Consider the following 21,908-nt stretch of genomic DNA (forward strand, 5'->3'; position numbering starts at 1 on the left):
GTCTGCCTGACGGCAACGCAGCAGGCATGAGATCTGGTACTCGACAAGAGCTTTTTGTCGATCTGACAAAAAGCTATGGTGTACCCATGGCCGACGACCCATGGCAGCCGCCTCTCATCCTGCTCGCGGTCGACCTGGTGATCCTCACCCTGCGCGACGCGCATCTGCATGTCCTGCTTGTCGAACGTGGTGTTGACCCTTTCCTCGGGGTGCTCGCCCTGCCGGGCGGCTTCCTGCGCGACGAGCATGAGCACATTGAGGCGGCGGCGCGACGCGAGCTGGCCGAGGAGGCGGGTCTGTACGACGTACATCTGGAGTCCTTGGGTGTGTACGGTGAGCCGGGCCGCGACCCGCGCGGCCGCGTCGTGTCCGTCGCCTACCTGGCCATCGCGCCCCGCCTGCCGGACCCGGTCGCCGGCACCGACGCCGCCCACGCCTCCTGGACACCAGTGGACGACGCCTTGGCCCATGCCACGAAACTGGCGTTCGACCATCGCCGCATCCTCACCGACGGGGTCGAGCGCGCGCGGGGCAAGCTGGAGTACACCGCCCTGGCCACCGCATTCTGCGCCGAGACCTTCACCATCTCCGAGCTTCAGCAGGTGTACGAAGCGGTCTGGGGCGTCCAGCTCGATCCCCGCAATTTCTACCGCAAGGTCCAGGGCGCCCGCGGCTTCATCGTCGCCGACGGCCCGATGCGCAAGACCCCGAACGGGCGGCCCGCCCGGCTCTTCAAGGCGGGTCCGGTCCACGAACTCAATCCCCCGATGACTCGACCTTAGGAGGTCGGTGATCATGATTGTGATCCTCACCGCGCTGGATCTGGAATATCAGGCCGTCCGCAGACACCTGACTGACCCGCAGGTACACCGCCACACCGCTGGCACCCGCTTCGAGGTCGGCCGCCTTGCGAACGGCAGCCACCGGGTGGCGCTGGGCCTGGTCGGCAAGGGCAACCATCCCTCGGCGGTGATCACCGAGCGGGCGATTGCCGAGTTCTCGCCGTCGGCGCTGCTGTTCGTGGGGGTCGCCGGGTCCCTCTGGCCCGGCGTCGATCTGGGCGACGTGGTGGTGGCCACGCACGTGTACGCCTATCACGGCGGCACCAGCGAGGACGACGGGCTCAAAGCCCGTCCGCGCGCCTGGGAGATCGCCCATGAGATCGATCAGATCGCGCGCCACCTTCACCGCATCGAGACCTGGACCCGCCACCTGCCCGCGGGCGCGGCCGTGCCCGCGGTGCTGTTCGGGCCGATCGCGGCAGGCGAGGTAGTACAGGATTCTTCGATCTCCGCACACGCCCAATGGGTGCGCCATACCTACAATGACGCGCTCGCGATCGAGATGGAGTCGGCCGGCGTAGCGCAGGCCACCCATCACAACAGGTCTTTGCCTATGGCCGTGGTGCGGGGCATCAGCGACCGCGCCGACGGCACCAAGACCTCGACCGACGGCTTGAACTGGCAACCGAAGGCGGCCGCCAATGCCGCAGCCTTCGCTGTTGCCCTGGCCCAGGAACTGGCCGCGGAGCACGAGAACCATCCGGCGAGCAAGGCGAGAGAGGCGAACGGCATGACCGACAACATGAAGAACATCGCCCGCGACAACGCCCGGGTGGGCGTGCAGGCCGGGCACATCCACGGCAACGTCACCGTCGGCCACCAGCCCGCGCCCCAGGCAGCCGACCCGGCCGCTCAGCTCACCGAGCTACGCGATCGGCTCGCCAGGGCGCACAAGGCCCAGGTCGTCGACGAGGACACGTTCACCGCGGCGGAGGGGGAGATCGCCGTCGCCGCCGAATCGTTGTCGGAGAGCACCAAGGAGGGCAGGAACAAGGCGCTGATCGCGCTCAAGAAGCTCCGCGGGCTGCTCGCGGACGTGGCGGAGCTGGCGGCGCACGTATCGGCCATCATCGCGGCGATCCGGGGCGTCCTGTGAACGATCCCCGCTCCGGCCCGACGAACCTCGCGCAAGATTCGGCGAACGTCGCCGTCCAGGCGGAAGCCATCCATGGACCGGTCAATGTCTACCAGGTCGCGGCGGCCCTGTCACCTGAGAAGACTTTCGAGGTCGGCCTTAACTGCCTGCGTGCCGGGATGGCTCAGGAGGCACGCCGGCAAATTTGCGACGCCGTGGTCATGCACAACTATGTCAACGGCCGCTCCTGCTTCTACCTGTTGCTGGCCCTGCTCAGCGGCCGCACCCTGCAGCAGGTGCCGCCGAACGAGATCGCCATGCTGCGCTGCGTGCGCGGGGCCGTCAAGGACGACGACGAATGGGTCGACGCGATCAAGCTGATCGACCATCTCCTGATGTCCCGTCCTCAGGAGGGCGGGGCTGGCGGCCTGGAGCAGGAATTCGAGAAGCTGACCGACAAGCAGCGCAACGACGTCCTGCAGCACATGGAGATGTTCCTGGACAGCTCCGCCGAGGACGCTCTCTGGGCGCGCGCCTTCGACGCGGCCAGGAAGGACAGCTTCGCGAGGGACCGGCTGGGTCGGGCCTGGAAGTTCTTCCAGCCGGAACCCATTGGCGCACGCGTACGGCCGGCAGGTCCGGTCGTCGTCGGACCTGGTACCTGGACCGGAGCCGCGGCGACCACCACGCTTGCCCTGGTGACCGTCAATTTCGTCGGCGCCACGGCATGGCAGCACGACGGGACGGCGGCGCTGTCCGCCCTGCTGGCTCTCGCGGCCGGCTGTTACGTGAGCGTGCGCAGCGGCGTGGAGTGGCGGTGCAGGAAGATGCGCCGCCAGGCGAAGGACCGCGAGGTTCTCCGCGGGCCGGCCACCACCATCCGCGGCGACGGGTTCGCGAGCAAGATCGACAGGCAATTCAACCACTATTTCGCGCTGTACACCCCGCCCGACGCGGACAGGGCTCGCTGGCTCTCGGAAACGGCGGGCGTCCGCCGGGCCCTGCGCGACGAGGTCGTCACCATATACCGGGAGAGCACGGTCAACGCCAAGCGCGTCGGCTGGCTCACCAGATACCTGGTCGCCGACGTCGCGCGGCGCTGGCAGGCGGGCAAGCTGTGGGACTACCGTAGGGAGTTGCGCGTCCCCTTGTCCGTGAAAGCGATGTGCGTGCTCACCTCGATCGCGGCAGCCGCGGCAGGCGCCTTCCTGGTCTGGAGCGGCGCGCACGTCAGGCTGTTGCCCGTGTCGCTGGCCGCTATCACCGGCCTGGCCTCGGTCTGGTTCGCGGCTCGCTTCTGGTTGCGCATCGCCGCGGAGTACAGGCGCCACTCCGCCGACAAGGCGGAGAAGGAACGTTTGCTAGCTGGCCGCCAGGCGGCTTTCGAGCGGTGGAAGCGCAAACTCGCCGACAGACCGGACGATCTGGAAATGGCCCGCTGGCTAGAGTGCGACCGCAAGGCGCTGATGGAGCACGCGATGACCATCTACAGACTGAAACGCCAGGACGTCCTCGCCCATGCCTTCATCGAGGCACCCGCCACGCCCTCCTACGCCAGGGCGCGCGTCGAGGACGGGCCATGGCGCTATTCGAAATACAAGATCTTGCTTTTCCTGCTCACCAAGGACGGTGTGCGGCAGTTGACTGTGCACCTCGACTTCCAGAAGGCCACAACCCGCAGTCGGGCACGCACCAACTATCGCTACGACGCGTTCACTTCGGTGCAGGTGGCCGAGACCGACAACGGGGAGAACGTCTTCGAGCTGACGCTGACCAACGGCGATCCGATCAAGGTCAAGGTGACGGATCCGCCTACGGAGGTCACCGAGATCGAGGACAAGGATCCACAGGGCGCGTCCCAGGTGACCCTCGGTACGGCGGGACTCGGCAATGCCCTGCACGTCCTGGAGGGGGTCGCCGCCGAGGGCAAGGAATGGATCGCCTTCGAACGCCAACGCGAGAAGGCCCCCCTCGCAGAGGTCAGCAAGGCCGTGAATGCCATCTTCGCCTGACGAGCCATGCCCGATCGGTGACCCACTGCCGTTGATCGCTTGGACGACGTAGTTCAGCGTTGAACGCGACAAACCAACAGCAGCACGATAGAAGGCACACAGAGTTCCTGGGTGCGATGATGCGGGTTGTGGTGATCAACCCGTTTACCAGGAGCTTTCGCATGCCGCCGCCGGGACACCGAATCGCGATCACGCTGGGACCAGGGCAGCCGCTGTGGAGCCTGAAAGGGGCGATTTACCGGGGGCGTGTTTTTTGGACTCGGGTTTCGACGTAGGCGGTGCTGACAGGGTTGCTCCACTTCCAGATCGCTCCTGCGGCGTTGAGCTTGCGTGCCATCTTGCCGATCAGTTGATCTTCCTCGGCCGCGCTGAGTCGCTCGCCTGAGATGAGCTGGGTGTACCGCACGGTGTCGACGATGGCCGACTTCACCCGCTCGTGCGCCAGGTAGATGTCGAGATCCTGCTCCCACCCCTGCGTGTACTGGGCCGGCATGTTCCTCACCCAGTCGTCGAGTACAGCCTGGCGCTCGTCGTCGTAGTAGCTCATCTTGTGGAAGTGGACAGCAAGTTCGTAGACAGGGTCGCCCCACAGAGCGAGTTCCCAGTCGAGGAACACGACGTGTCCGTCACGGAAGATCATGTTCTTTCGGTGGACGTCGGCGTGGACGAGTGTGAATGGCCGTGGCGTGAGTTCGGGCCAGCGCGCGAGCACCGGCGTCAGCGGGTTTTCAGGGATGCCGAGTGCGGTGAACAGCGGCTGATAGGACTCGTGGAAGGTGTCGTAGACCTGTGCGGTCACGTCGGACAGTCGCGTGGCGAAGGCGGGCGGGTCGGCGTCAACCGGCCATGACGGCGGCAGCTCTGGCAGTTGATCCAGTGGAACCATGGTGAGCTGGACGAACAGCTCGACGACGTCTCCCAGTACGGCAGGTGGCACGCGGCTCCCCCGCGGAGCGAGGCTGTCGAGGACGTCTCCGGCGATGAACTCGTGAACCTGGAAAGGGGGCTCCTGCGACACATGCAGCAGCTTCGGGACATGGGTGACATGCGGTGCAAGGGCAGCGAGGACGTCCTGCTCAGGCCAGATCCGAAGATCCATGGTGTCGGCCCCGGCGATCGGGATGCGGACGATGACCGGCCCGCTCGGGGTGTCGACTCGGACGTTGTCGTTGTAGAAGCCGCTGGCGCCGTTTCTGGCTTGGACAGCCGTGTTGTATAGGTTGAGCATCACGTACGCAGCCCCCGCAGGTGATTGTTCATCCGTGTCTCCAACGCCTCCAGTGTGTCCAATGGCTCGATGTTGTTCCGGGCCTGCTGGGCAGCCGCGCTGATCGTGTCGTCGGTGCGTTGGAGCATGCTGAGCAGGTATTCGGCCGTCATGAGTAATGTCGGATAGACCTCGACAGCCACCAACTCGTCCACCGCCCACCGGAGCGAGGCCATGGCCTGATCGGCCTGTCCGAGGCGGACATGGAGGCTGGCTCGGACGAGTTCCGCCCTGGCGCGACCGGACCGGTAGCCAGCCTTCTCCAAAGTGTGGCAAGCGTGATCCAGAGATGTGCGGGCGTCGTCGAAGTGCCCGATGGTCAGCTGGGCCTGGCCTAGAGCGGTGAACGCCTTGCCGGCCTCGTGCAGAGCGCCGAGGTCGTTGTTGGCCTCGACCGCTTCGCGCGCGACCGCGATGGCCGAGACCGGATCCGTCCAAGCGAGAAGTTCGGCGAAGTTGGTCTTGATCAGCGCTGCCCCGACAACGGTTCCCGCTTGGCGGTAGCGCATCTCCGCGTCGCGGAGATGCCGCTCCGCCCTCTCGAAGTCGTAGTTGAAGCGGGACGCCAGGTGAAGCAGCCGGGCCAGGTCTCCCCGAAGGATGTGGGCGTCCTCAGGACTGCTGGCGGTCACCTCGTCAGCCAGGAGGAACGCCCGGCGGAATCTGCCCTGGGCCATGTGGAGATCCGCGCTCCACAGACCTGCAGGGTGGCGTTCCGGACCCTCGCGCCCCTCCCAGACGCTCGCGTAGATGTGCAGCGCCTCGGCAGTCTGCCCACCGATGCGCCGCCCGTGCCCTGCGGCGACGGCGAGACGCGCACCCGCCCGGCTCGGTAGAGACCACGATCGTTCCGACGTCAACGTGTTGATCGTCTCGGCATCCCCCAGCAGGACCGCCGCCTCGGCCGCCAGGCACCGCGCTGTCTGGTCCAGAGCCTCGTCGGGTTCGCTCTGCTCGAGGAAATCCCTCAGATCGGCGACCAGGCCGGATACCCCTTGCGCTCCGCCCAGGGCGGCGATCCGGTCGGCGTAGTCCAGCAGCTGATCGCTGGACAGGACCTTGGCGCCGAGGCCGTGGTAGGCCGCTTCTCGGAGCGCCGTGGGGGCGTCGGTGCCGTGAGCGCGCTCGTTCCACAGGTCGTGCAGCACCCTGTGGGCCTCCTGTCTGATCGCAGTCGACAGCCGCCCGCACAGAACACTGGTGATGAGCTGATGCAACTGGAACCGCGATTCCGGTGCGGGATACACGAAGGAATACGACGTCAGCCTCTCCCACGCGATCTGCCCAGCGGGAAGATGGAAGGCCTGCGCCAGCCGGGTGAACAGCTCGAAGTCAAAGGTACGCGCGACGCTCAGTAGCTCCAGGTAACGGCGCTCGTCCGGATCGACGTGTTGAAGGAAGCGCTGCATGATCTCGTCCTGGGAGACCACCTGCCGTCTGCTTTCGCTGTCAACGGCGAGGTGCAGGTAGAACGGCACGCCGACGCTCGCCTTTGCGATCACCTGTTGCATGCGAGGATCGGTGACGCCGCCGTCGGTCAGCAACTCCATCCGCGCGTCCATGGGGAGTCCCTCCAACGGGAGCTGGCGGATGATTCGCTCCCATTCCGGGGCGTATTGATGCCAGGGGAGCGGCTCTCTGCTCGCGATGACAACGAGGCCACGGTCAAGCTGGGCCACCAGATCTCTCAGCCACACATCCGAGGCGGCTTGCCCGAGCGCATCGTAGGCGTCGATGACGACGAGGTACGGCCTGTCCTTGCGGCCGATGCGCAAGTCCTCGGCGAACAGATAGGTGACAGCGTCGACCAGGTCGGAGCCGGGAAGCTGGTCGAGCTGACCGAGCGTCTCATCGGTTCGTAGGTGACGCCGTCGCTTGCGGGCGTCAGCTCCCCGGTCCAGCAGCTTGATCAGCCCTACCGCGGTGGCGAACACCGGGACGCCGGAGGTGGCGTCCAGCACCTCTGTGAGGACCTCGCTGGACTCGATGAAGGGGAGCTCCCGGCGGCTCAGCCCGAGATGCGGATGCAGCCGCTGCCACAGCACCGCATAGGCGATGTCGTACCGGTCGAACCGTACGCCCTGGCGGCCGAACTGCATACGCAGCACGGCCAAGGCGTCCTCTTGCTGGCGGTGCGCAGGAACCTGGAGATCCAACGTTGCCACCATGCAGCTGCCCTGGGCTCGCTGCTCGAACTCTCGCAGTAGGCGGGACTTTCCTATCCCGCCGACACCGGTGACGTTCAAGACGCGCGGCCCGTCGCCGACCTTCTCGAGCTCTTCGTCGAAGATCGCTCGTTGATCTTCCCGGTTGACGAAACGGCGATGCAGCGCCGCAACGCGACGGAATCGAGGCTCGAGAGCCATTCGACCTCTTCCTATGAGCAGCGATCAACTTGCGGCACGATCTCGACTCGCGTGCCGAGAGTGTGGTGGCACATACACCTCCGCCACTCCGGTCGGAGCGGCCGGTAGAAACGCAGATGCCCATCAAAGATCGACGCATCGCCCGAGGTCAACGAGATCGTGAATAGGGACACCCGAAAGAGGCTCGGGCAGGATCCGTCACGCGAACGACGCCGGGGTTAATTGGCTTATTTCATCATTCGCGTCGTGTGCGGCGAGTGAGTGTGTATAAACGTTCTTGGTAAGTTATCAATTGGTTGTCCTGCGTTTGCTCGCCGACTCTGCGGGTGATCGGCTACCGCGACGCCTTGTACGAGGCGGTGGGGCTGGCGAAGGCCGAGACAGTGACCCGGACGTTGTGCAGTCTTGGGCGGGCTATCGGCGCCGAACTGACCTCGATCGAGAGCCAGGAACGACGCGCGGACGAGGACCGGCGGCTGCTTGCCGGAGAACGGCACGCACGGTTCGAGGCGGCGGGGGCTGGGAACGGAGCGAGGTACCTGCTCGATTGCTATTGGGACAGCACACTTGACGGGGAAGCCACGAAGGCCCAGGCCCTACCGGTAGGAGAAGCCGCCGCGCCGGCCCTACACGAGCTTCGGGGAGCTCGTCAGCCGTTGCTCTCCGCGCGAATGTTGCTGTGTCGTATGGGGTGGAGGTCTTGGCCACGGTGATGTGCATGAGCATGGTCACCGCAATGGGGCTCTGCCGGCGTCAGGGGGTGGCGGAGGGCTCGGGGGTTCCGTTGGGCCAGAGGCAGGTGGAGGTGGCGCCAAGGCTGAGCACATCATCGGCTGCCAAGCTGATGGTGATGAGAAAGTCGTCAGGGCGGGAGTGTCCATAGAGCTGCAGGCCGTTCTCGTGCTCGACCGCAATGTAGTGGCCCTGCTTCTGCCAGTACGCCTTCACCTCGGCGACCACCTCCTTGAGTGCATCCTCGGCTTTGGGCAGCCCGCGCAGGTAATACGAGCGACTGACCTCGATCCGGTCTTCGGAGCCGCCGTCCTGTGGGTCGAGGCAGAGGCCGTCGTTGAGGCTGGGCTGATACAGGTCCAGTTGGGGCTTGGGATGGATGACGCCGGCGGTCCCGTTGATGAGCTGCTCGATCCGGGTGAGTGCCTGTGCTTTGGTGATCGTGGGCTTGTTGGCCGATGGATTCATGGATCCTCCCAGGGCTCCGCCGGGAGCGCACCCGGCGACGAGAACCATTGCCGCGGTGATCAATCTGACGGCGCGGAACATCTAGTCTCCCGTCGGCGTGGGTGAAGACTGCGGAGTGGGCGACGGTGGGGACACCGGTTCTGAAGAAGGGCGTGGCAGCGGTGGCGGCGTCAGATGGGGTGTCGGATGCGGGGCCTGTTTCGGCGTTGGCAACTTCGATACTCGATCGTACTGGCCGTTGATTATGAATCCCATGTTCTCCAGGGAAGCCGAGCGCTGAGCCCAGTAACCAGAGTGTGCCGCGATGTCGTAGCCGGTGAAACCGGCCGGCGTGGGACGGACGAGGAAGCGGTTGGCGCCGAAGGCGATGTTACTGGGGTCGGTCCCAAAGGGGCCCGCACCATTCGGGAACCAGGGGGTGAGCAGGCCTGAGATGGGATTCCGCCCGCCGCTGAGTGGGAGATGTCCGAGGTCGGCGACGGGGTCCTGGGGTGACTCGCCCACCCAGACTTGCTTGACTCCGAGATCGCTCGCCCGCGCTGCCATCGTCCCGGGGCTTCCCACCAGAATGAGCTGGTCGGCGAACGTCCCTTTCCTCGCTTGCGCGGCCATGCCGGTCACCACGCTGCCGTAGCTGTGGCCCAGTACGGTGAATCGTGGTGTGCCGGTCGGCTGGTGGCTGCTGTGGAGACCGTCGAGGAAGCTGGCCAGTGGGCCTGCCCCGGCTTGGGCGAGGTAGGGCGATGCCACGGAGGTTTTGGCCCGGAGAATTCCCGCGTCGAGTTGTGGTGCCTCGTAGCCGAGCCAGATGATCGAAGCGATCTTCGTGTGGGAGGGGGCAGAAATGTTGGCCTGGTCCCACAGGGTTGCGGCGCGGGTCGCGTCACCGCCGATCCCCTCCAGTGTGGTGCCGGTGCCCGGTACGGAGGTGACAACGGAGTCGGCCTTGTCGGGGTCGCCGAAGGAGATGGCGGTCTTGCCGAGTCCGCCCAGTTCGAGGTGGAGCAGGAGTGCCGGCGGGCGGCCGTTGACTCCGCCCATGGCCAGGCTCTTCTCGACGGCCTGGATCTGTCGTTGTTCCGCTTCCAGCGCATTGATATCCAGGCTTATGTGGGACTGTCGCGCCCCTTGCTTCATGCGCTGCTCCAGCTGCCTCAGTTCCGCCAACTGCTTGGCAATGGCGTCCTTGCGTAAGCCCAGGTAGGCGCGGTTTGCGCTGTCGCGGGTGGCGGCGGGTACGCCGTTGAGTGAGCCGATCAGCTGTGGTGAGGCGTTGATGAGCCGCTGGCGGGCGGCCGGGTCGAGGAGCTGCCACCAGGAGTTGACCCGGGAGGCGAGGGTCGGGTCCTTGCCGTCGTTCTGCGCTGCTACCACCTTCTCCAGCGCCGAGGGGTCGCCGGCCGCTGCGGCGGTCAGAACGGTGCCGAGGCCGCTCGGGTCGGAGGCAGAGCCGCCGAAGAGCCCGAAGCCAACCACGGCCGCGTTGGCCATGTCGCCGTCGGGACGCTGCTGGAGTACGGTCAGCCGCCTGCGCAGGTCGGTGGCCTGATCGGCTGCCCAGGCGCCTACTCCCGTGACCTGTTGAGCCGGCGCGACGCTGACGCCTGCAGAAGCAAGCGCCCCGGAGAGCTGGCTTCCCGCGGCGGGGAGGTCATGTCCGGCGCGCTCCAGGTCGGCCACCATGCGGGTCATTGCCTCCACGTTCATCCCGGCGTATCCGCCGCCTGCGGACGTGGCGGCGGGGAGCGGGGTTGACAGCGACGGCGTGGTGGGGTGGCCGCCGAGGGCACGGATGCGCTCGGCGATCTGCGTTGCTGCAGTTTCGAAGGCCTGCTGGAGCTGGGTGCGCTGGTCGCGGGTGGCTTGCGTGAAGGGGCCCGCGCCGCCGCCGACCCAGGCGTGGGCCGCCATCTGGCGCATGCTGGAGTCGAGCGCGCTGATGTGATCGCCCGCCAGTCGCACCACGCGGCTGAGGGCTTCTTCTAAACCGGCTGTCTCGCCTCCCACAAATCCGACGATGTCACGCTTTGCCGATGCTCGTCCGCGCGATATGCGGAGTCGTTATGGGAAGCGCGCCGAAGTCTCCTTGAACGTGTGATGCTAATTGCAAGCTGCGAGAGTCCGATTGGAAGTGGGTACCGCGCTCAATCTCAGTCGGTTTGTCCACCTTACGATTGCCCACCAACGCTGACGGCCCTCGCCGTGACTACTGGAAGGCTTCCCTGACTGAGCTTCGATGCACCGAGTCGATTCGGGCGTGATAGCCGTGAAATGAGAGGAGGCGCTTCCCGACCTGGGATGATGGAGCCTTTCACCCTGAGTACTTAGATCGTTCTACACTGGTCGACCGTGGACTGGATCGAGCGGATCGCGGGAATCCGGCGCTGGACCAGAGGCGGCGAGCGCGCACCGCACAAGCCTCTCCTCCTCTTATACGCTCTGGGCAGCTTCCAACAGCACGGCAACCGCCCCATTCCGTTCAGTGCCGCCGAGGCCGGGCTGAAGCAACTGCTCAAAGAGTACGGGCCACCCCGTGACACCAGCCCCGGCTATCCCTTCCACCATCTGACGAACGACGGCCTTTGGCTAGTCGACACCCGGCATGGGCCCGGCAGCCCCGGTCCGGAGCTGGGACGCCTGCGCAAGAGCGAGGCCACTGGCCGCCTGCACTCCGACCTGGCCCACGCGCTGTTAGTGGAGCGGGGCCTGCTGGCGCGGATCGCCCACTACCTCCTGGACGCCAACTTCGCCCCGTCCTTGCACGCGGACCTGTGCCTGCTGGCCGGCCTGGACCTGGAGACGGTCGAGACGGCCGGCGAGGTCGAAAAGGCGTCACGCCGTGACCCCGGCTTTCGTAGTCGGGTGCTCATGGCGTACGAGTACTGCTGCGCGTTCTGCTCCTACGACGGCTGGCTGGACGGCACGGCGGTGGGCCTGGACGCCGCGCATGTGCGCTGGTGGGCCTTCGACGGGCCCGACGACGTGGCGAACGGGCTGTGCCTGTGCGCGATCCACCACAAATTGTTCGACAAGGGCGTCCTCGGACTGACCGCGGAGCGCACCATCGCCGTCTCGGCCAGGTTCGTCGGCCGCTCGCAGTCTGCCCTGGACGTGGTGCTTTCCTTGGCAGGCCGGCCCGCCCGACCTCCCCAGCCCGGCCTGGACGAAGTCGAACAGGACCACATCGACTGGCACACCCAACAGGTGTTCCGCACGCCCGCCCGCGGCTGAGTCATCGGCTGTGGGGTCTGTAGCTCGGTGAACGTCTCGCCCATGCGCAAGTAGACCAGCACCAGCAGCGCCTGCCGGCGGGGTTCAGCCGCAGCCAGGCCGACCCGATCGCCTTACGATGGCGCCGGATCACCCCCGGCCACGTACTTCGGCGTCTGGGGCGACAAATCGACGGCGGCACGGTAAAACAACACCGGAAGCTCCTGGTTGCGACGGTGTGGATTGTGGTGATCAACCCGTCTATCAGGAACTTCTTCATGTCACCGGCCGAACACCGGCGTTGCGAGCATGCCGTGACCAGGACAGCCGCCACGGAACCTGAAAAGGTTCAGTGGTCCTCAGTCAGGTGCATTGCGCGTGAGAGTGCTTCCGACTGCTCGGCTGTGCCCAAGGTGTTAATAGCAGTAGAAAAAACTTTTAGCAAATCTTTGCGCCCGCTCTCGGTGAGGCTACTGACAAAGTCGGTCAGGACCTGAGCAATGACCACCCAGCGGGATTCCGGGTTCCATTCATTGACCCGCCGGACCATCTCGTCAATGTTCACGTCCTTCACCGACCCGCCGGCACGTTGCGGAACCTCGAGCAACGTGTACACGTAGGCGGACGCAGGATCGGCGAAAATCACCTCACGCAGGAAGTCCGCTCGCGCCTTGACTTGCCTGCGCGCGAGCTTATCTAGTTCTTGCTCATGCAGCAGTCTCTCTATCTGCTTGGCAGCGTGTATGGTTTCTTCGTCAGCCTTCAAGGTCACACTGGCCCGAAGAACTTCGAACCCTTCGCCCTGCACGGGCAACCGGCTGCGCAACATCGCATCGGTTTTCTCTTCAGCGTCCTGCGTGCGCAAGACACTCGTCTCTTTGACTGTTGCTGCCACGATTCCGCGAACTGTGTGTGCGATCATGCGTGGAGTGGCAGGCGCACCTGGCGCGAAGAGATCGCGCCGCCATTCGATACGGATGCGGACATCGAAAGCTAGCCCAGCGTTCACGGTATCCAGCCGGTCCATGAAGACACCGACCAACGTCGGCGCAGCTTCGGCCGTGCGTGAGCGCCGACGCAGGAACTCCATATCGGCTTATGGTTCCTCGTCGACAGCGTCCTGATCCAATTGTCGCTGCACTGATTCGCTCAAGTCGTTATCAAGCAGCTGGGAAAGCCGAGCGTACATCGTTTCTCGCTGCTCTCGTAGCGTCTGTTCACCCTCTTGCGACCACGCCACAACGTACGTGCGTAGGCGATCACGTCGCCGCTGGGATCCTTCCGGGCCGCCCGGTGCGACCGCCTGCCGCAAGGAGCCCAATATGGGTTCACCTAGCCTCTCGTCGCGGAGTGCGGCCGACATCCACAGCCGTACCGCGTCCTTGGCTTCTGCCGACTGCGCGGAGCCTGGCTCCTGATTGAGCAGCGTTGTCCAGCCGGTAGGCAACATGCCCATAGTGCGATCCCGCTCTTGCTCATCGCTGCTGTCCAGCAGGAGCGGCAGGGAAGGGTCGGTGGGGCTGGGGGCACTGGCGAGGGCGGCGAACGCCTGATGCCCACCGGTCCCCTCCTCGCCTGACTCACGGCACCAGTTCGTGATGAACTCCAGAAGCGCTTGACGCAGGTGAGCTTGGGCCCACAGCTTACGAACCGTCACTCGCAACGTAGCGGTTACCTGTGTGTCAGGGGGCGTGGCAGCCTTCTTCAGCCGTCGGAACGCCTTGACCGTGTGCACCTGACCGAAGTCGCTCGCGCATACGGCGATGACGGCCGTCTGTAGTGCCGGACGATCGCTCTTGGACCAGTTCAAGAGCATCTCGTGCAGGTAGGAGGACGTTTCTTGCGCCGCTGCGCTGGATAGCAACTCGACCAGGACGTTCCACATGCGCCTGGTTCGGCTCTCGGCCTGCGAGGTGTGCCAGGCGGCGGCCAGCGCGCTGAGGGGCTCCTGCCGCCGGTGGCGTACGGCCCAGCGAAGGGCGAAGGAGACGATGCGTTGTGCCAGCGCCTCGCGCTCCTGCTGGCTGAGGCCTTCCAGCGCCTCCTGGCGGTCTTTGATGGGAGCTTCGGCAAGCCATGTGAGGAATGGCCGCCTAGCCAGGGGGCGGTCGGTCCAGAAGTACTCCAGGACCGCGTCATCCCACCCGGGCCTGACGAAAGTGATCGTCCCCTTCTCAGTTACTTCGCCTTCTACCGTGTCGAGCAGTTCGATGATCCCGGGTGAGGACTGTCCGCTGGTTGAGAGCTCTGCCTTCTCCTTGAACGTGGTGCTGAGGGCTGCGGCGCTGGCGTACACGTTCGCGACGGGAGCGCCGCGGAGCACGGACGCGGCGAGAAGGAAGTTACGTTCGACGCTTGTCCGTCCTTCTGCCCTGTGCCATTCGAGGAGCTTGCCTCTCCAGTTGCGGCGAGCCTCGGTCACTTCGGTCACCAGCTTATGGAATTCGGCACGTCCTTCATCGGTGTCAGCCTGATAGTTGGGCTGCTCCAACGAATAACCGAGCGTTCTCCTGTGCGCCGACATGATGAGGTCGACGATCTGCAGAGTGTCCGTGGGAGTCCCGCCGCGCAGGAGCTTTTGAATCTCTGCATTACTGAGCCAACGCTGGCGGGGGAGGTTCGGCTCTTCGGCGGCCAGCCAACTCGCGGCGATCTCGGACGGAGCCACGATGCTGACTGCGGGTGCGACCCCCTCGGGAGCACCCATGCTGATACGACGCCATTGCTGCGGGTAAGTGAGCACAACAAGCCGATTGTCCAGGCTTCTCAGCTCATTCGTAAGAGTGTGGATTCGGCTGCCGAACTGCGGCGAAACCTGGTACTCCGACTCCTCCTCATCGGCTGGCAGCACCAGCAGAAAACCCTGGTTCTTCTCGTGCGGTAGCCTCCGGATAGGAAAGTCGCTTGCTCCACCGTATCGGAGCGTCCGCGCCTGGCTAGTCAACCCTTCGACTTGGAGACGAGCCAGCAGAGCGTAGGCGAGAGTGGTACGGCCCGCATTCGGCGGAAGGTTCAGCACAAGTACGGAGCCCGGGTCGCGCAGATGATTGAACAGATCGTCGAAGTTATCCGGTTCAGCGAATACCGCCGTTACCGCCGTGAGAAGGGGCTGCTCGATCTCATCATGATCCACCGGGTGCTCGACGACCTGCTTCACGGCGATCATTTCGCCGTAGTTGTACAAGGCGTGTTGGCGGAATCCAGTAAGGAGATCACGGATGTCTGGGTCCAGGTGAAGTCCTTCGAGATGTGGCGAATCGACCATGTGACCTTCCCCCCACGAAATCTTGAAGTCACCATACGACGCAGATCTTGAAGTGGGTAGACCGCTCCAGGAATCTGTGCCGTCCTCGCTGGCGGGTTAGCATCGCGGTAGTCAGGAAGTCTCAGGAGGCGACGTGAGTAGTCGGTGGAGGCCTGGACTGATCGCGGGCGGGTCAGTGCTATGTGGTGTCACCGCGGGTGTGCTGACGAATCTGGTGACAAGCGCATGGAGCTGGGCGCTGGCCGCGGCCCTGGCGGTGACGGTGGTCTGCTGGATCGTGCTGGAGATCGTCAGAGCCGGTCAGGCAAGCGCAACGAGTCCGGTGACCGTGACGCAGAAGGTGCGGCGAGTCGCGGGCCGCCTCCTCGGCATACGAGGCGATGCCAGCGGCGTTGTGCGGCAACGCATCGGCACGGTGACCGAAAACGGGGAAGTCGTCGGGTACGAAGGTAACCACAACGGCGGAGCCGGGGAGAGGGAGACGCGGTGAGGCTAAGCGATCTACCGTCGGAGACTTTGACACGCGGGGGCCAGGACCTGAGTACCTTCGCCCTGGAAGTTCTTCGGGCCCAGGGGCGAGAAGAAGTCGAGGTGCTGCTTCCTAAGGCCGCAGTCGTTGCCGGGGCGCCGCGCCGTGTCCTGCTGTTGGGTGCTGACGTTGAGATCGCTCGCGCTACGCTCCGGAGCCTGCGTAGCGCTGTGCGCGATGCGCTTGAAATCCACGAGCGGCACCAGCTCTCCTCTGCCGAGGAGGCCGACTTCGCCGTGCTTGTCGATTCTTTGCGCCGGATTTTGGAGGGATTGTTCAAGCAGCCGCTCGCCTTTCTCGGGGAGGAGCGGGAGGGGGCCACGACGCTGACCGTCAAGCAGACCGTCAACCACGTTCGAGGAACTCTCACAGGCATTCGGGCGCCTTGGGCGCGTGGGCTCGCTGGGGGAGTCGAACAGAAGATCAAGGTCATCGAGCATGGTGGGAGTGTCGTCGGGATCGACCTCACTCCTTGAGTCCCGCTCTTGAGAGAGCCCACGACTGATCACAGCCGACATCGGCGTTGCCGCAGGCAGGGCCTGCTCCTTCTGGGACAGGGCGGTATTGCCGACCCTCCGAATACGCCGCCGCCCGGCATGGCTGCCGATTACGGTAGCTGCTGGAGAGTCGCCGTGGCGCGGTTTCAGAAGTCAACGCAGGAAAGAATGCGTTACCGCCTGGCCGGGTGCGGCGCCAGGAAGTCCGGCCCCGCTTCCCCGCCGCGGGTGTGCCGGGCGGTGAAGTCCCTCGTCGATCTGGTCAGTCCGTCACCCGATCTTCATCTATGCGTTGCAATACACCTCGAAACCGGCATTCGCGATCTCGCGGAGATAGACCTCGGTACTGGCCAGGAGTTCCATCTGCTTACGGCTGGCTCTGGTCTGGCTCAGGCCAGGTTGCGCGATGGCGATGGTGAGGTGCGGCTTACGAGTCCTGGCCGTCTCCCGCAAGCGGACGAGTCTTTCGGAGGTGCCGGCCTCGATGCTGCTGTGACCGTATTTCCTCTGCCTGGTCCGGGCGCGGTTGATCAGGGTGTTCAGCATGGCGGTAATGTCGCGGCGGTAGGCGGCTGACTTGTTGGCCTGGCCGCACACCTCGTAGAGGTCTTCTACCCGTGCGCCTGCCTGCGGCTCCGATGAGTACTTGCAGTGCACAAGCAGGATGTGCAGCTCGCGCTCCGTCTCGCGGAGAGCGACGATGTCGGCAACCTCGCCGGAGCCGTCGTCATCGACGACCACGTCCCAGGGGCCACGCGCCAAGACCACTTGGATCATCCGTGCCTGGATGGAGTCGGCGTCGCGGGTGCGTCCCTGGGACTCCTTGGTGATGTCGATGCCCGTCCAGTCCGGTACTTGAAGCCGGGCGGAATCGAAGGGTGGGATGTCGCGTACGGGATGCAGGAGGCGGGCGGGCGCGCAGACAAGGGTGTCGTTCTCGAAGAGGACCTGGAGCACAGTGTCGCGGCGAGCGAAGAACTCGGTAGCGGAGAGGTCGCGGCGGGACGTGGAGATCATCACTTCGCCGTCGCCCGCGGCTCTGACCCGCATCAGGCCGTCTTCGATGAAGATGGCGTAGGGCACCTGCCAGGCAGGCGTGCGGATGACGAAGTGGACGGCTTCGTCTGGGACGTGCGGTGTCACCTCCAGCTCGGCTTCCAGGAAGGAATAGGAGACGCCGCCGTAGGAGAGCTGGACGGAGTCCTCATTACGGGCCAGGAGGGCCAGCGGCCACTCCACAGCCAGGACGGTCAGCTCCGGCCAGTCTTCGAGGTCCTCGGGCTGGATGAAGTTGTCCATAACATGGGCGATGTTGATGCTGTCGTCGAGCAGCTTGCGCCCCATCTCATCGCACCAGTCGACCCAGTGCTTGAGCGACTCGGCGGTTCGGCGGCTCCAGATCCGGCCCTTGAGCGAGGCTCCGACGCTTGTGCGGACGCCGGCGGCGAACCCGGTCGCGAAGATATTGGTCTGAGCCTTGGTGTGCTTCTCAGCATCGGCGAAGCCCTCCGCGACGTCGGCTCCGACGTGCATGGAGAAGCGCCGGTTACGGTTCCTGACGTCCAGGACGCCGACGTTCGTGGGCACGAGCCGGTCGATGCCGCCCATGACGCGGTAGACCCGCTTGCCGGTGATGCGGTCCGCGGTCTGCCCGCACACGGCCGTGGCCAGGTCCTCGTGGAGGCTGTCGTTGTTGGTGCTGTTGATGTACAGCAGGCCGTGGGCTTCGTCCCAGTACATGACGTAAAGGTGGTGAACGACTTCTTCCACAGCGGGAAGCTGGCCCCACTGGATGGGAGCCTGCTCCTGGGTGACGAACCAGAGCACACGATCGCGCCTGTTGACGGCGATGGGGTAGGTGAGCAGATTCTCCTCGGGGAAGACCTGGTAGACGTTCGTCGGGGTCCAGTCCTGGCAGCCGGTTCTGTACGCCACCGCGCTCATCTTCGGCAGCACCGACTTGATGGACACCTCTTCCGGCCCGGAGCCGAATGCGGCCTCGAAGTCGCTGGCGTCCTCCTGCTCGCCGACGGCCTGCTGGGACAGGTCGCGGACGATGAGGTTCCAGTCGGCATCCTCCGCATAAAGCTGACGAAGCTGCTCGTCGAAGGGTGCGTCGGATCGTGAAGCCACCACGGTCGCGTTGCCCACCGTCGTTGAGGACACGCGGGCGAAACGGCCGATGAACTGCAGCGTGATACCGAGGCTCTTGTGCGTGTCGTGGAGTGCCGCGACCTTGAGCTGCGGCAGGTCGAAACCTTCTCCCAGCATCCCCACGCAGATGATCGCGCGCGAGTGGCGTTGATCGAGCGCGTCGAGGGCGGCCTTGGCCTTCCTGCCGCTGAGCTTGCTGTGGATGACCACGGGGCTGAGGTCCGGCGCGAGCTCCTCGTACAGGTTCAGCAGCTCAATGGCCCGATTGATCGAGCTGGTCCGCGCCATGAGGAGGTGATCGCGGCCGGTGTCGAGGTCGGTGCGCAGGCACGACAGGGCGCGTTCGGCGATGTCCCTGTCCGGGTCGTCGAAGCTCAGCACGGAGATGTAGTCGATGCCGGCGAAATATCCATGAGCCTGCGCTTCGCGCAGCGGGAAGGCGTAAACAACTCGTCCGCCAAGGGGGCGCCCGTCCGTCCGGAAGGGGGTGGCGGTGAACTGAACGACGGGCCGGCCGTCGAAGGCGTCGCGGATCTCGCTCCAGGTTCTGGCCGCCACGTGGTGCGCCTCGTCGATGAACAGGTGGCTGAACTCGGCCAGGAAGATAGTCCGGACGTCTTCGGGGAAGCCCGAAAGGGCGGCGGGGGTAGTGACCACCACGTTGCACGCCTGCGCGAAGGAGCGGGCGCTGTCGCCCGACTCGAAGTGGTGCTCCACGCGGCCTACCACAGGGCGTTCGAACGGGCCGGTGACGATGCCCAGTTCAGGCAGGATGCCAAGGGTCTCGAACTTGCCCGCGGTCTGACCGCGCAGCACGTCGGAGGGTACGAGGACCAGCAGGCGCTTCGGGCGCGCGGCTGCGTAGATCGCCACCATAGTGTCGGTCTTGCCCGTGCCGGTGGGCATCACGACCGTTGCCGGGTGCTGGCTTCCGGTGGTCCAGTGGGCGAAGACGGCCAGGAGAGCGCCGGTCTGGGGTGCACGCAACCCTCGCGGGCTCTGCGCGTCGAGGCCGGGCAGGTGAAAGGCTCCCTCGAGAGATGCCCTTACTTCGGCTGGAGCGTGCGCCGCGGCGGGACCGCCCCAGGCGAACCGCTCCTTTTTCCGGATGAGGTGCACGTATTCCGGGGTGGGACTTTTGATGACAGGCCAGCGCTGGTCCTCCGCGACCGCCCATACTGACTGGTTCTCATTGACAAGACGGGCCTTGCGTGGTGGACAAAGGAGCTGGCGTGCGATGTTCTTGTCCACTTTGATCGAATCGGACCATCGAGAAGGCAATTCGATCGATAGCCCCTCGACGTCAACGTCGTGTTCCATGTGCCTCCCGCGAGACGCACCAACGGGCGCATCCCCCTCAGGAGCACCACTTGTTGACCCAGATGATAGGCCCGCACGTGCATGATCACGACTTGGGCGACTTCTCCAGCTAAATGATCAATGCAGGTTGAGCTAGCATTTCCAGACATATTCCACGTTATGGCTGAAATGGGGTCAGGCTAAGTTCGGCGTAGGACGGCCCAGCTACTCCAGCCGCCCTCAGTCTGCACATCCCCAAGTCCTCAGTCACCGAGGCCAGCGTCCGTCCCGGATCGGGCAGATACAACGCGAAGGCGTCCGCCTTAACTCCGGCGAGTACGACTCATCGCCACGGGGAACTCAGAATCAGAGTCGAGCCGCTGCGTGGCGAGCGCTTTGCCTGGTACGCCTGCTCACGGACGATGATGAGGCTCTACGGCTTGCCGGCGCGGCGATGGAACTCGCTGCTGACATCCACACGCTGGCAACCTTCGAGGAACTGGATAAGCGCATGGGCGAGGTTCGGCAGGCTGTCGACAGGTTCATTGAAAGGGCCGCATCGCTGTTACGTTAGGCGACACTTGTTGGCGTCGGAAGAGACCTCGGACAGGACATTTCCGACGACCTCCTCAAGCAGCCCTGCGGGGTCGCTGACCGGCTGCGAGCCGACGGTGGCATGCGCCTGATGAACGCTCACATCGGTGTCAGCCTTAGGTTGAACGGCGCCAGACTGAATCGCCGCGCCGGTGCGGCATTGAGCGGCGGTGGGTTGGCTGTGAACGGCGGCGTCTGGTGAATGGAAGGGTTCGCGGCCACTGGCGAGATCCGCTCGGTCGGCGCTCGGCTGGATGCGAACCGGTGCCTGACGGGCGCGGACCTGCGTAACGAGGATGGTCCTTGCCTGACACTCGACCGCGCGTCCATCGGCTCTCTCAAGGCTTCGGGCGTGACCGTGGTCGTCGGCCGGATCAGTCTCGCCGGCACCACGGTCAGCGGCGGCATTCTCCTGGAGGGCGCGTACCTGGACAACAGCCGCGACAGCTGTCTGCTTGTCGAGAGGTCTACCTTCCGAGGGCCACAGCGGCTGCGCTACCTGCAGGCCCGCGGTGAGGTGCGCATCAGCAACAGCCGTACCTTCGGCCGAGTCCTGCTCGGCGACGCCGTACTCGACAACCCGGGTGCCGTTGCGCTGCGCTTCACGCGTAACGAGGTCGGCTCGGACGTGGTGTGCGGCGGCATGACGGTCCATGGTGAAGGCCGCTTCGTCGGCACCCAGATCACGCTCGGCCTGGACCTTGAGGGCGCAGTGCTTGCTAATCCCGGTGCTGCGCTCGACGCGCGTGGGCTGCAAGCCGCCGAGCTTGCCCTGCTGCCCGGGCGCGATGTTGATGGGACTGTCATCCTCGAACGTGTCCGGGTGGGTTTGCTGCGCGATGATCCTGGGCGTTGGCCCCGTCCGCTGCGCGTTAACGGGCTGACGTACACGGTGCTGGAGTCGCGGTGTTCCGCGCATGATCGGGCGCTGCTCGGTCGGGTGTGGGGCCTTCTGCAGGACGTCACGGTCCGCTTCGGCTACAAGCCGTGGCGGGCAGCCACCTGGCCCGTTGTCCTGTTGGCCATCGGCGGTGTCGTCTACTCGGTGTCGCCGCCGCCTCCGCTGAAGCCGGGCGAGTCGCCGCACTTCAACGCCTGGTTTTGCTTGCAACTACCGACCGCACTTGTTCGTGAGTGGCGACCGCACCCCGAGCTTCAGCGAAGTTGATGGTTGCCAGTTCTGACCGCACCCCGACGGCAGGCGGCAATGGATCGCTGACCTGGGCTCACGACGGCCAGCCGGATCAGTCCGGGAGCGGCCATACCGAGCTGCCCGGTGGCGGCAATGCGATTACCTAGCGTGATTTGCGTCCAAGGTAGACGCGCGCGTAGCCGCCGTTCGGCGCTCATCCTCTAGCCTTCATGATGCCCTCGCGGAGTGTTCGAGATCGGACATTATGGGCGGGTGCTGCGCTACGTACTGTTGCGCGACGCCCTTCGGAACCTCAGTCTTGAGCCCTCGGCAGGATGTCGTGCGGTGAAGCATCTGGGCCGCACGGGATCGGATCCGCTGCAAGGATGACGGCCGTGCGCCGCTACGAGACGAGTATGTACGACAGCAACCGCTGGGACGGCTTCGAGCTCCGCCCCGGCGACAT

General features: G+C 65.1%; 14 protein-coding genes. 7 read left to right on the plus strand and 7 right to left on the minus strand.

Annotated features, from left to right (window positions below):
- Positions 1-86: 86 nt before the first annotated feature.
- The 3 genes from IEZ27_RS51545 to IEZ27_RS51555 are packed head-to-tail and all read left to right on the plus strand — an operon-like array spanning position 87 to position 3,929.
- Complete coding sequence (locus IEZ27_RS51545; RefSeq protein WP_189653999.1) at positions 87-782, plus strand: NUDIX hydrolase; 696 nt, start codon at positions 87-89, stop codon at positions 780-782.
- 13 nt (positions 783-795) lie between these two features.
- Complete coding sequence (locus IEZ27_RS51550; protein ID WP_189654011.1) at positions 796-1,938, plus strand: 5'-methylthioadenosine/S-adenosylhomocysteine nucleosidase family protein; 1,143 nt, start codon at positions 796-798, stop codon at positions 1,936-1,938.
- On the plus strand, positions 1,935-3,929 hold the full coding sequence (locus IEZ27_RS51555) for a hypothetical protein (protein ID WP_189654000.1): 1,995 nt from the start codon (positions 1,935-1,937) through the stop codon (positions 3,927-3,929). The genes IEZ27_RS51550 and IEZ27_RS51555 overlap by 4 nt, the downstream gene beginning before the upstream one ends.
- A 235-nt stretch (positions 3,930-4,164) precedes the next feature.
- On the opposite strand, the gene IEZ27_RS51560 is transcribed toward IEZ27_RS51555, so the two are convergent.
- The 4 genes from IEZ27_RS51560 to IEZ27_RS51575 all read right to left on the minus strand — a co-directional run bounded on the left by IEZ27_RS51560 (position 4,165) and on the right by IEZ27_RS51575 (position 10,769).
- Positions 4,165-5,157, minus strand: a complete 993-nt coding sequence (locus IEZ27_RS51560; RefSeq protein WP_229825118.1) for an aminoglycoside phosphotransferase family protein — start codon at positions 5,155-5,157, stop codon at positions 4,165-4,167.
- Positions 5,157-7,562 carry an AAA family ATPase gene (locus IEZ27_RS51565; protein ID WP_189654002.1) on the minus strand — a complete coding sequence of 802 codons (2,406 nt, stop codon included), beginning with the start codon at positions 7,560-7,562 and terminating at the stop codon, positions 5,157-5,159. The genes IEZ27_RS51560 and IEZ27_RS51565 overlap by 1 nt, the downstream gene beginning before the upstream one ends.
- Positions 7,563-8,315: 753 nt before the next feature.
- Positions 8,316-8,843 carry a hypothetical protein gene (locus tag IEZ27_RS51570; RefSeq protein ID WP_189654003.1) on the minus strand — a complete coding sequence of 176 codons (528 nt, stop codon included), beginning with the start codon at positions 8,841-8,843 and terminating at the stop codon, positions 8,316-8,318.
- A complete protein-coding gene (locus IEZ27_RS51575) occupies positions 8,844-10,769 on the minus strand; it encodes an alpha/beta hydrolase (RefSeq protein WP_229825117.1) in 1,926 nt (641 codons plus the stop codon). It lies immediately after the preceding gene.
- A 342-nt stretch (positions 10,770-11,111) separates the two neighbouring features.
- Here IEZ27_RS51575 and IEZ27_RS51580 point away from each other — a divergent pair, with 342 nt between their 5' ends.
- Positions 11,112-11,993 carry a phosphorothioated DNA-binding restriction endonuclease gene (locus tag IEZ27_RS51580; RefSeq protein WP_189654004.1) on the plus strand — a complete coding sequence of 294 codons (882 nt, stop codon included), beginning with the start codon at positions 11,112-11,114 and terminating at the stop codon, positions 11,991-11,993.
- Positions 11,994-12,321: 328 nt separating this feature from the next.
- On the opposite strand, the gene IEZ27_RS51585 is transcribed toward IEZ27_RS51580, so the two are convergent.
- Both IEZ27_RS51585 and IEZ27_RS51590 read right to left on the minus strand, forming a co-directional pair.
- Positions 12,322-13,062, minus strand: coding sequence for a hypothetical protein (locus tag IEZ27_RS51585; protein ID WP_189654005.1), 741 nt, complete (start codon positions 13,060-13,062; stop codon positions 12,322-12,324).
- 6 nt (positions 13,063-13,068) lie between these two features.
- Positions 13,069-15,237 (minus strand): hypothetical protein, encoded by a 2,169-nt coding sequence (locus tag IEZ27_RS51590; protein ID WP_189654006.1) that lies wholly within the window; start codon positions 15,235-15,237, stop codon positions 13,069-13,071.
- Positions 15,238-15,436: 199 nt separating this feature from the next.
- On the opposite strand from IEZ27_RS51590, the gene IEZ27_RS51595 reads away from it, so the two are divergent.
- Positions 15,437-15,727 carry a hypothetical protein gene (locus IEZ27_RS51595; RefSeq protein WP_189654007.1) on the plus strand — a complete coding sequence of 97 codons (291 nt, stop codon included), beginning with the start codon at positions 15,437-15,439 and terminating at the stop codon, positions 15,725-15,727.
- A gap of 101 nt (positions 15,728-15,828) precedes the next feature.
- Complete coding sequence (locus tag IEZ27_RS51600) at positions 15,829-16,242, plus strand: hypothetical protein (protein ID WP_189654008.1); 414 nt, start codon at positions 15,829-15,831, stop codon at positions 16,240-16,242.
- Positions 16,243-16,548: 306 nt separating this feature from the next.
- Here IEZ27_RS51600 and IEZ27_RS51605 read toward each other — a convergent pair whose 3' ends face one another.
- Positions 16,549-19,737: a DEAD/DEAH box helicase gene (locus IEZ27_RS51605; RefSeq protein WP_189654009.1), complete on the minus strand. Its 3,189-nt coding sequence runs from the start codon at positions 19,735-19,737 to the stop codon at positions 16,549-16,551.
- A gap of 775 nt (positions 19,738-20,512) precedes the next feature.
- Between IEZ27_RS51605 and IEZ27_RS51610 the strand changes: the two genes are divergently transcribed.
- Entirely contained in the window at positions 20,513-21,478 is a 966-nt protein-coding gene (locus IEZ27_RS51610) for a hypothetical protein (protein WP_189654010.1), read from the plus strand.
- Positions 21,479-21,908: the final 430 nt, after the last annotated feature.

This window comes from Nonomuraea spiralis, from assembly GCF_014648435.1.
Taxonomy (GTDB): Bacteria; Actinomycetota; Actinomycetes; order Streptosporangiales; family Streptosporangiaceae; genus Nonomuraea; species Nonomuraea spiralis.

What these genes read in the sequence shown, in the direction of transcription:
- IEZ27_RS51590 (WP_189654006.1), bottom strand. Translation starts at nt 15,237, where the DNA reads ATGGTCGATTCGCCACATCTCGAAGGACTTCACCTGGACCCAGACATC.
- IEZ27_RS51585 (WP_189654005.1), bottom strand. Translation starts at nt 13,062, where the DNA reads ATGGAGTTCCTGCGTCGGCGCTCACGCACGGCCGAAGCTGCGCCGACG.
- IEZ27_RS51565 (WP_189654002.1), bottom strand. Translation starts at nt 7,562, where the DNA reads ATGGCTCTCGAGCCTCGATTCCGTCGCGTTGCGGCGCTGCATCGCCGT.
- IEZ27_RS51550 (WP_189654011.1), top strand. Translation starts at nt 796, where the DNA reads ATGATTGTGATCCTCACCGCGCTGGATCTGGAATATCAGGCCGTCCGC.
- IEZ27_RS51605 (WP_189654009.1), bottom strand. Translation starts at nt 19,737, where the DNA reads ATGGAACACGACGTTGACGTCGAGGGGCTATCGATCGAATTGCCTTCT.
- IEZ27_RS51560 (WP_229825118.1), bottom strand. Translation starts at nt 5,157, where the DNA reads ATGCTCAACCTATACAACACGGCTGTCCAAGCCAGAAACGGCGCCAGC.
- IEZ27_RS51610 (WP_189654010.1), top strand. Translation starts at nt 20,513, where the DNA reads ATGGAAGGGTTCGCGGCCACTGGCGAGATCCGCTCGGTCGGCGCTCGG.
- IEZ27_RS51545 (WP_189653999.1), top strand. Translation starts at nt 87, where the DNA reads ATGGCCGACGACCCATGGCAGCCGCCTCTCATCCTGCTCGCGGTCGAC.
- IEZ27_RS51570 (WP_189654003.1), bottom strand. Translation starts at nt 8,843, where the DNA reads ATGTTCCGCGCCGTCAGATTGATCACCGCGGCAATGGTTCTCGTCGCC.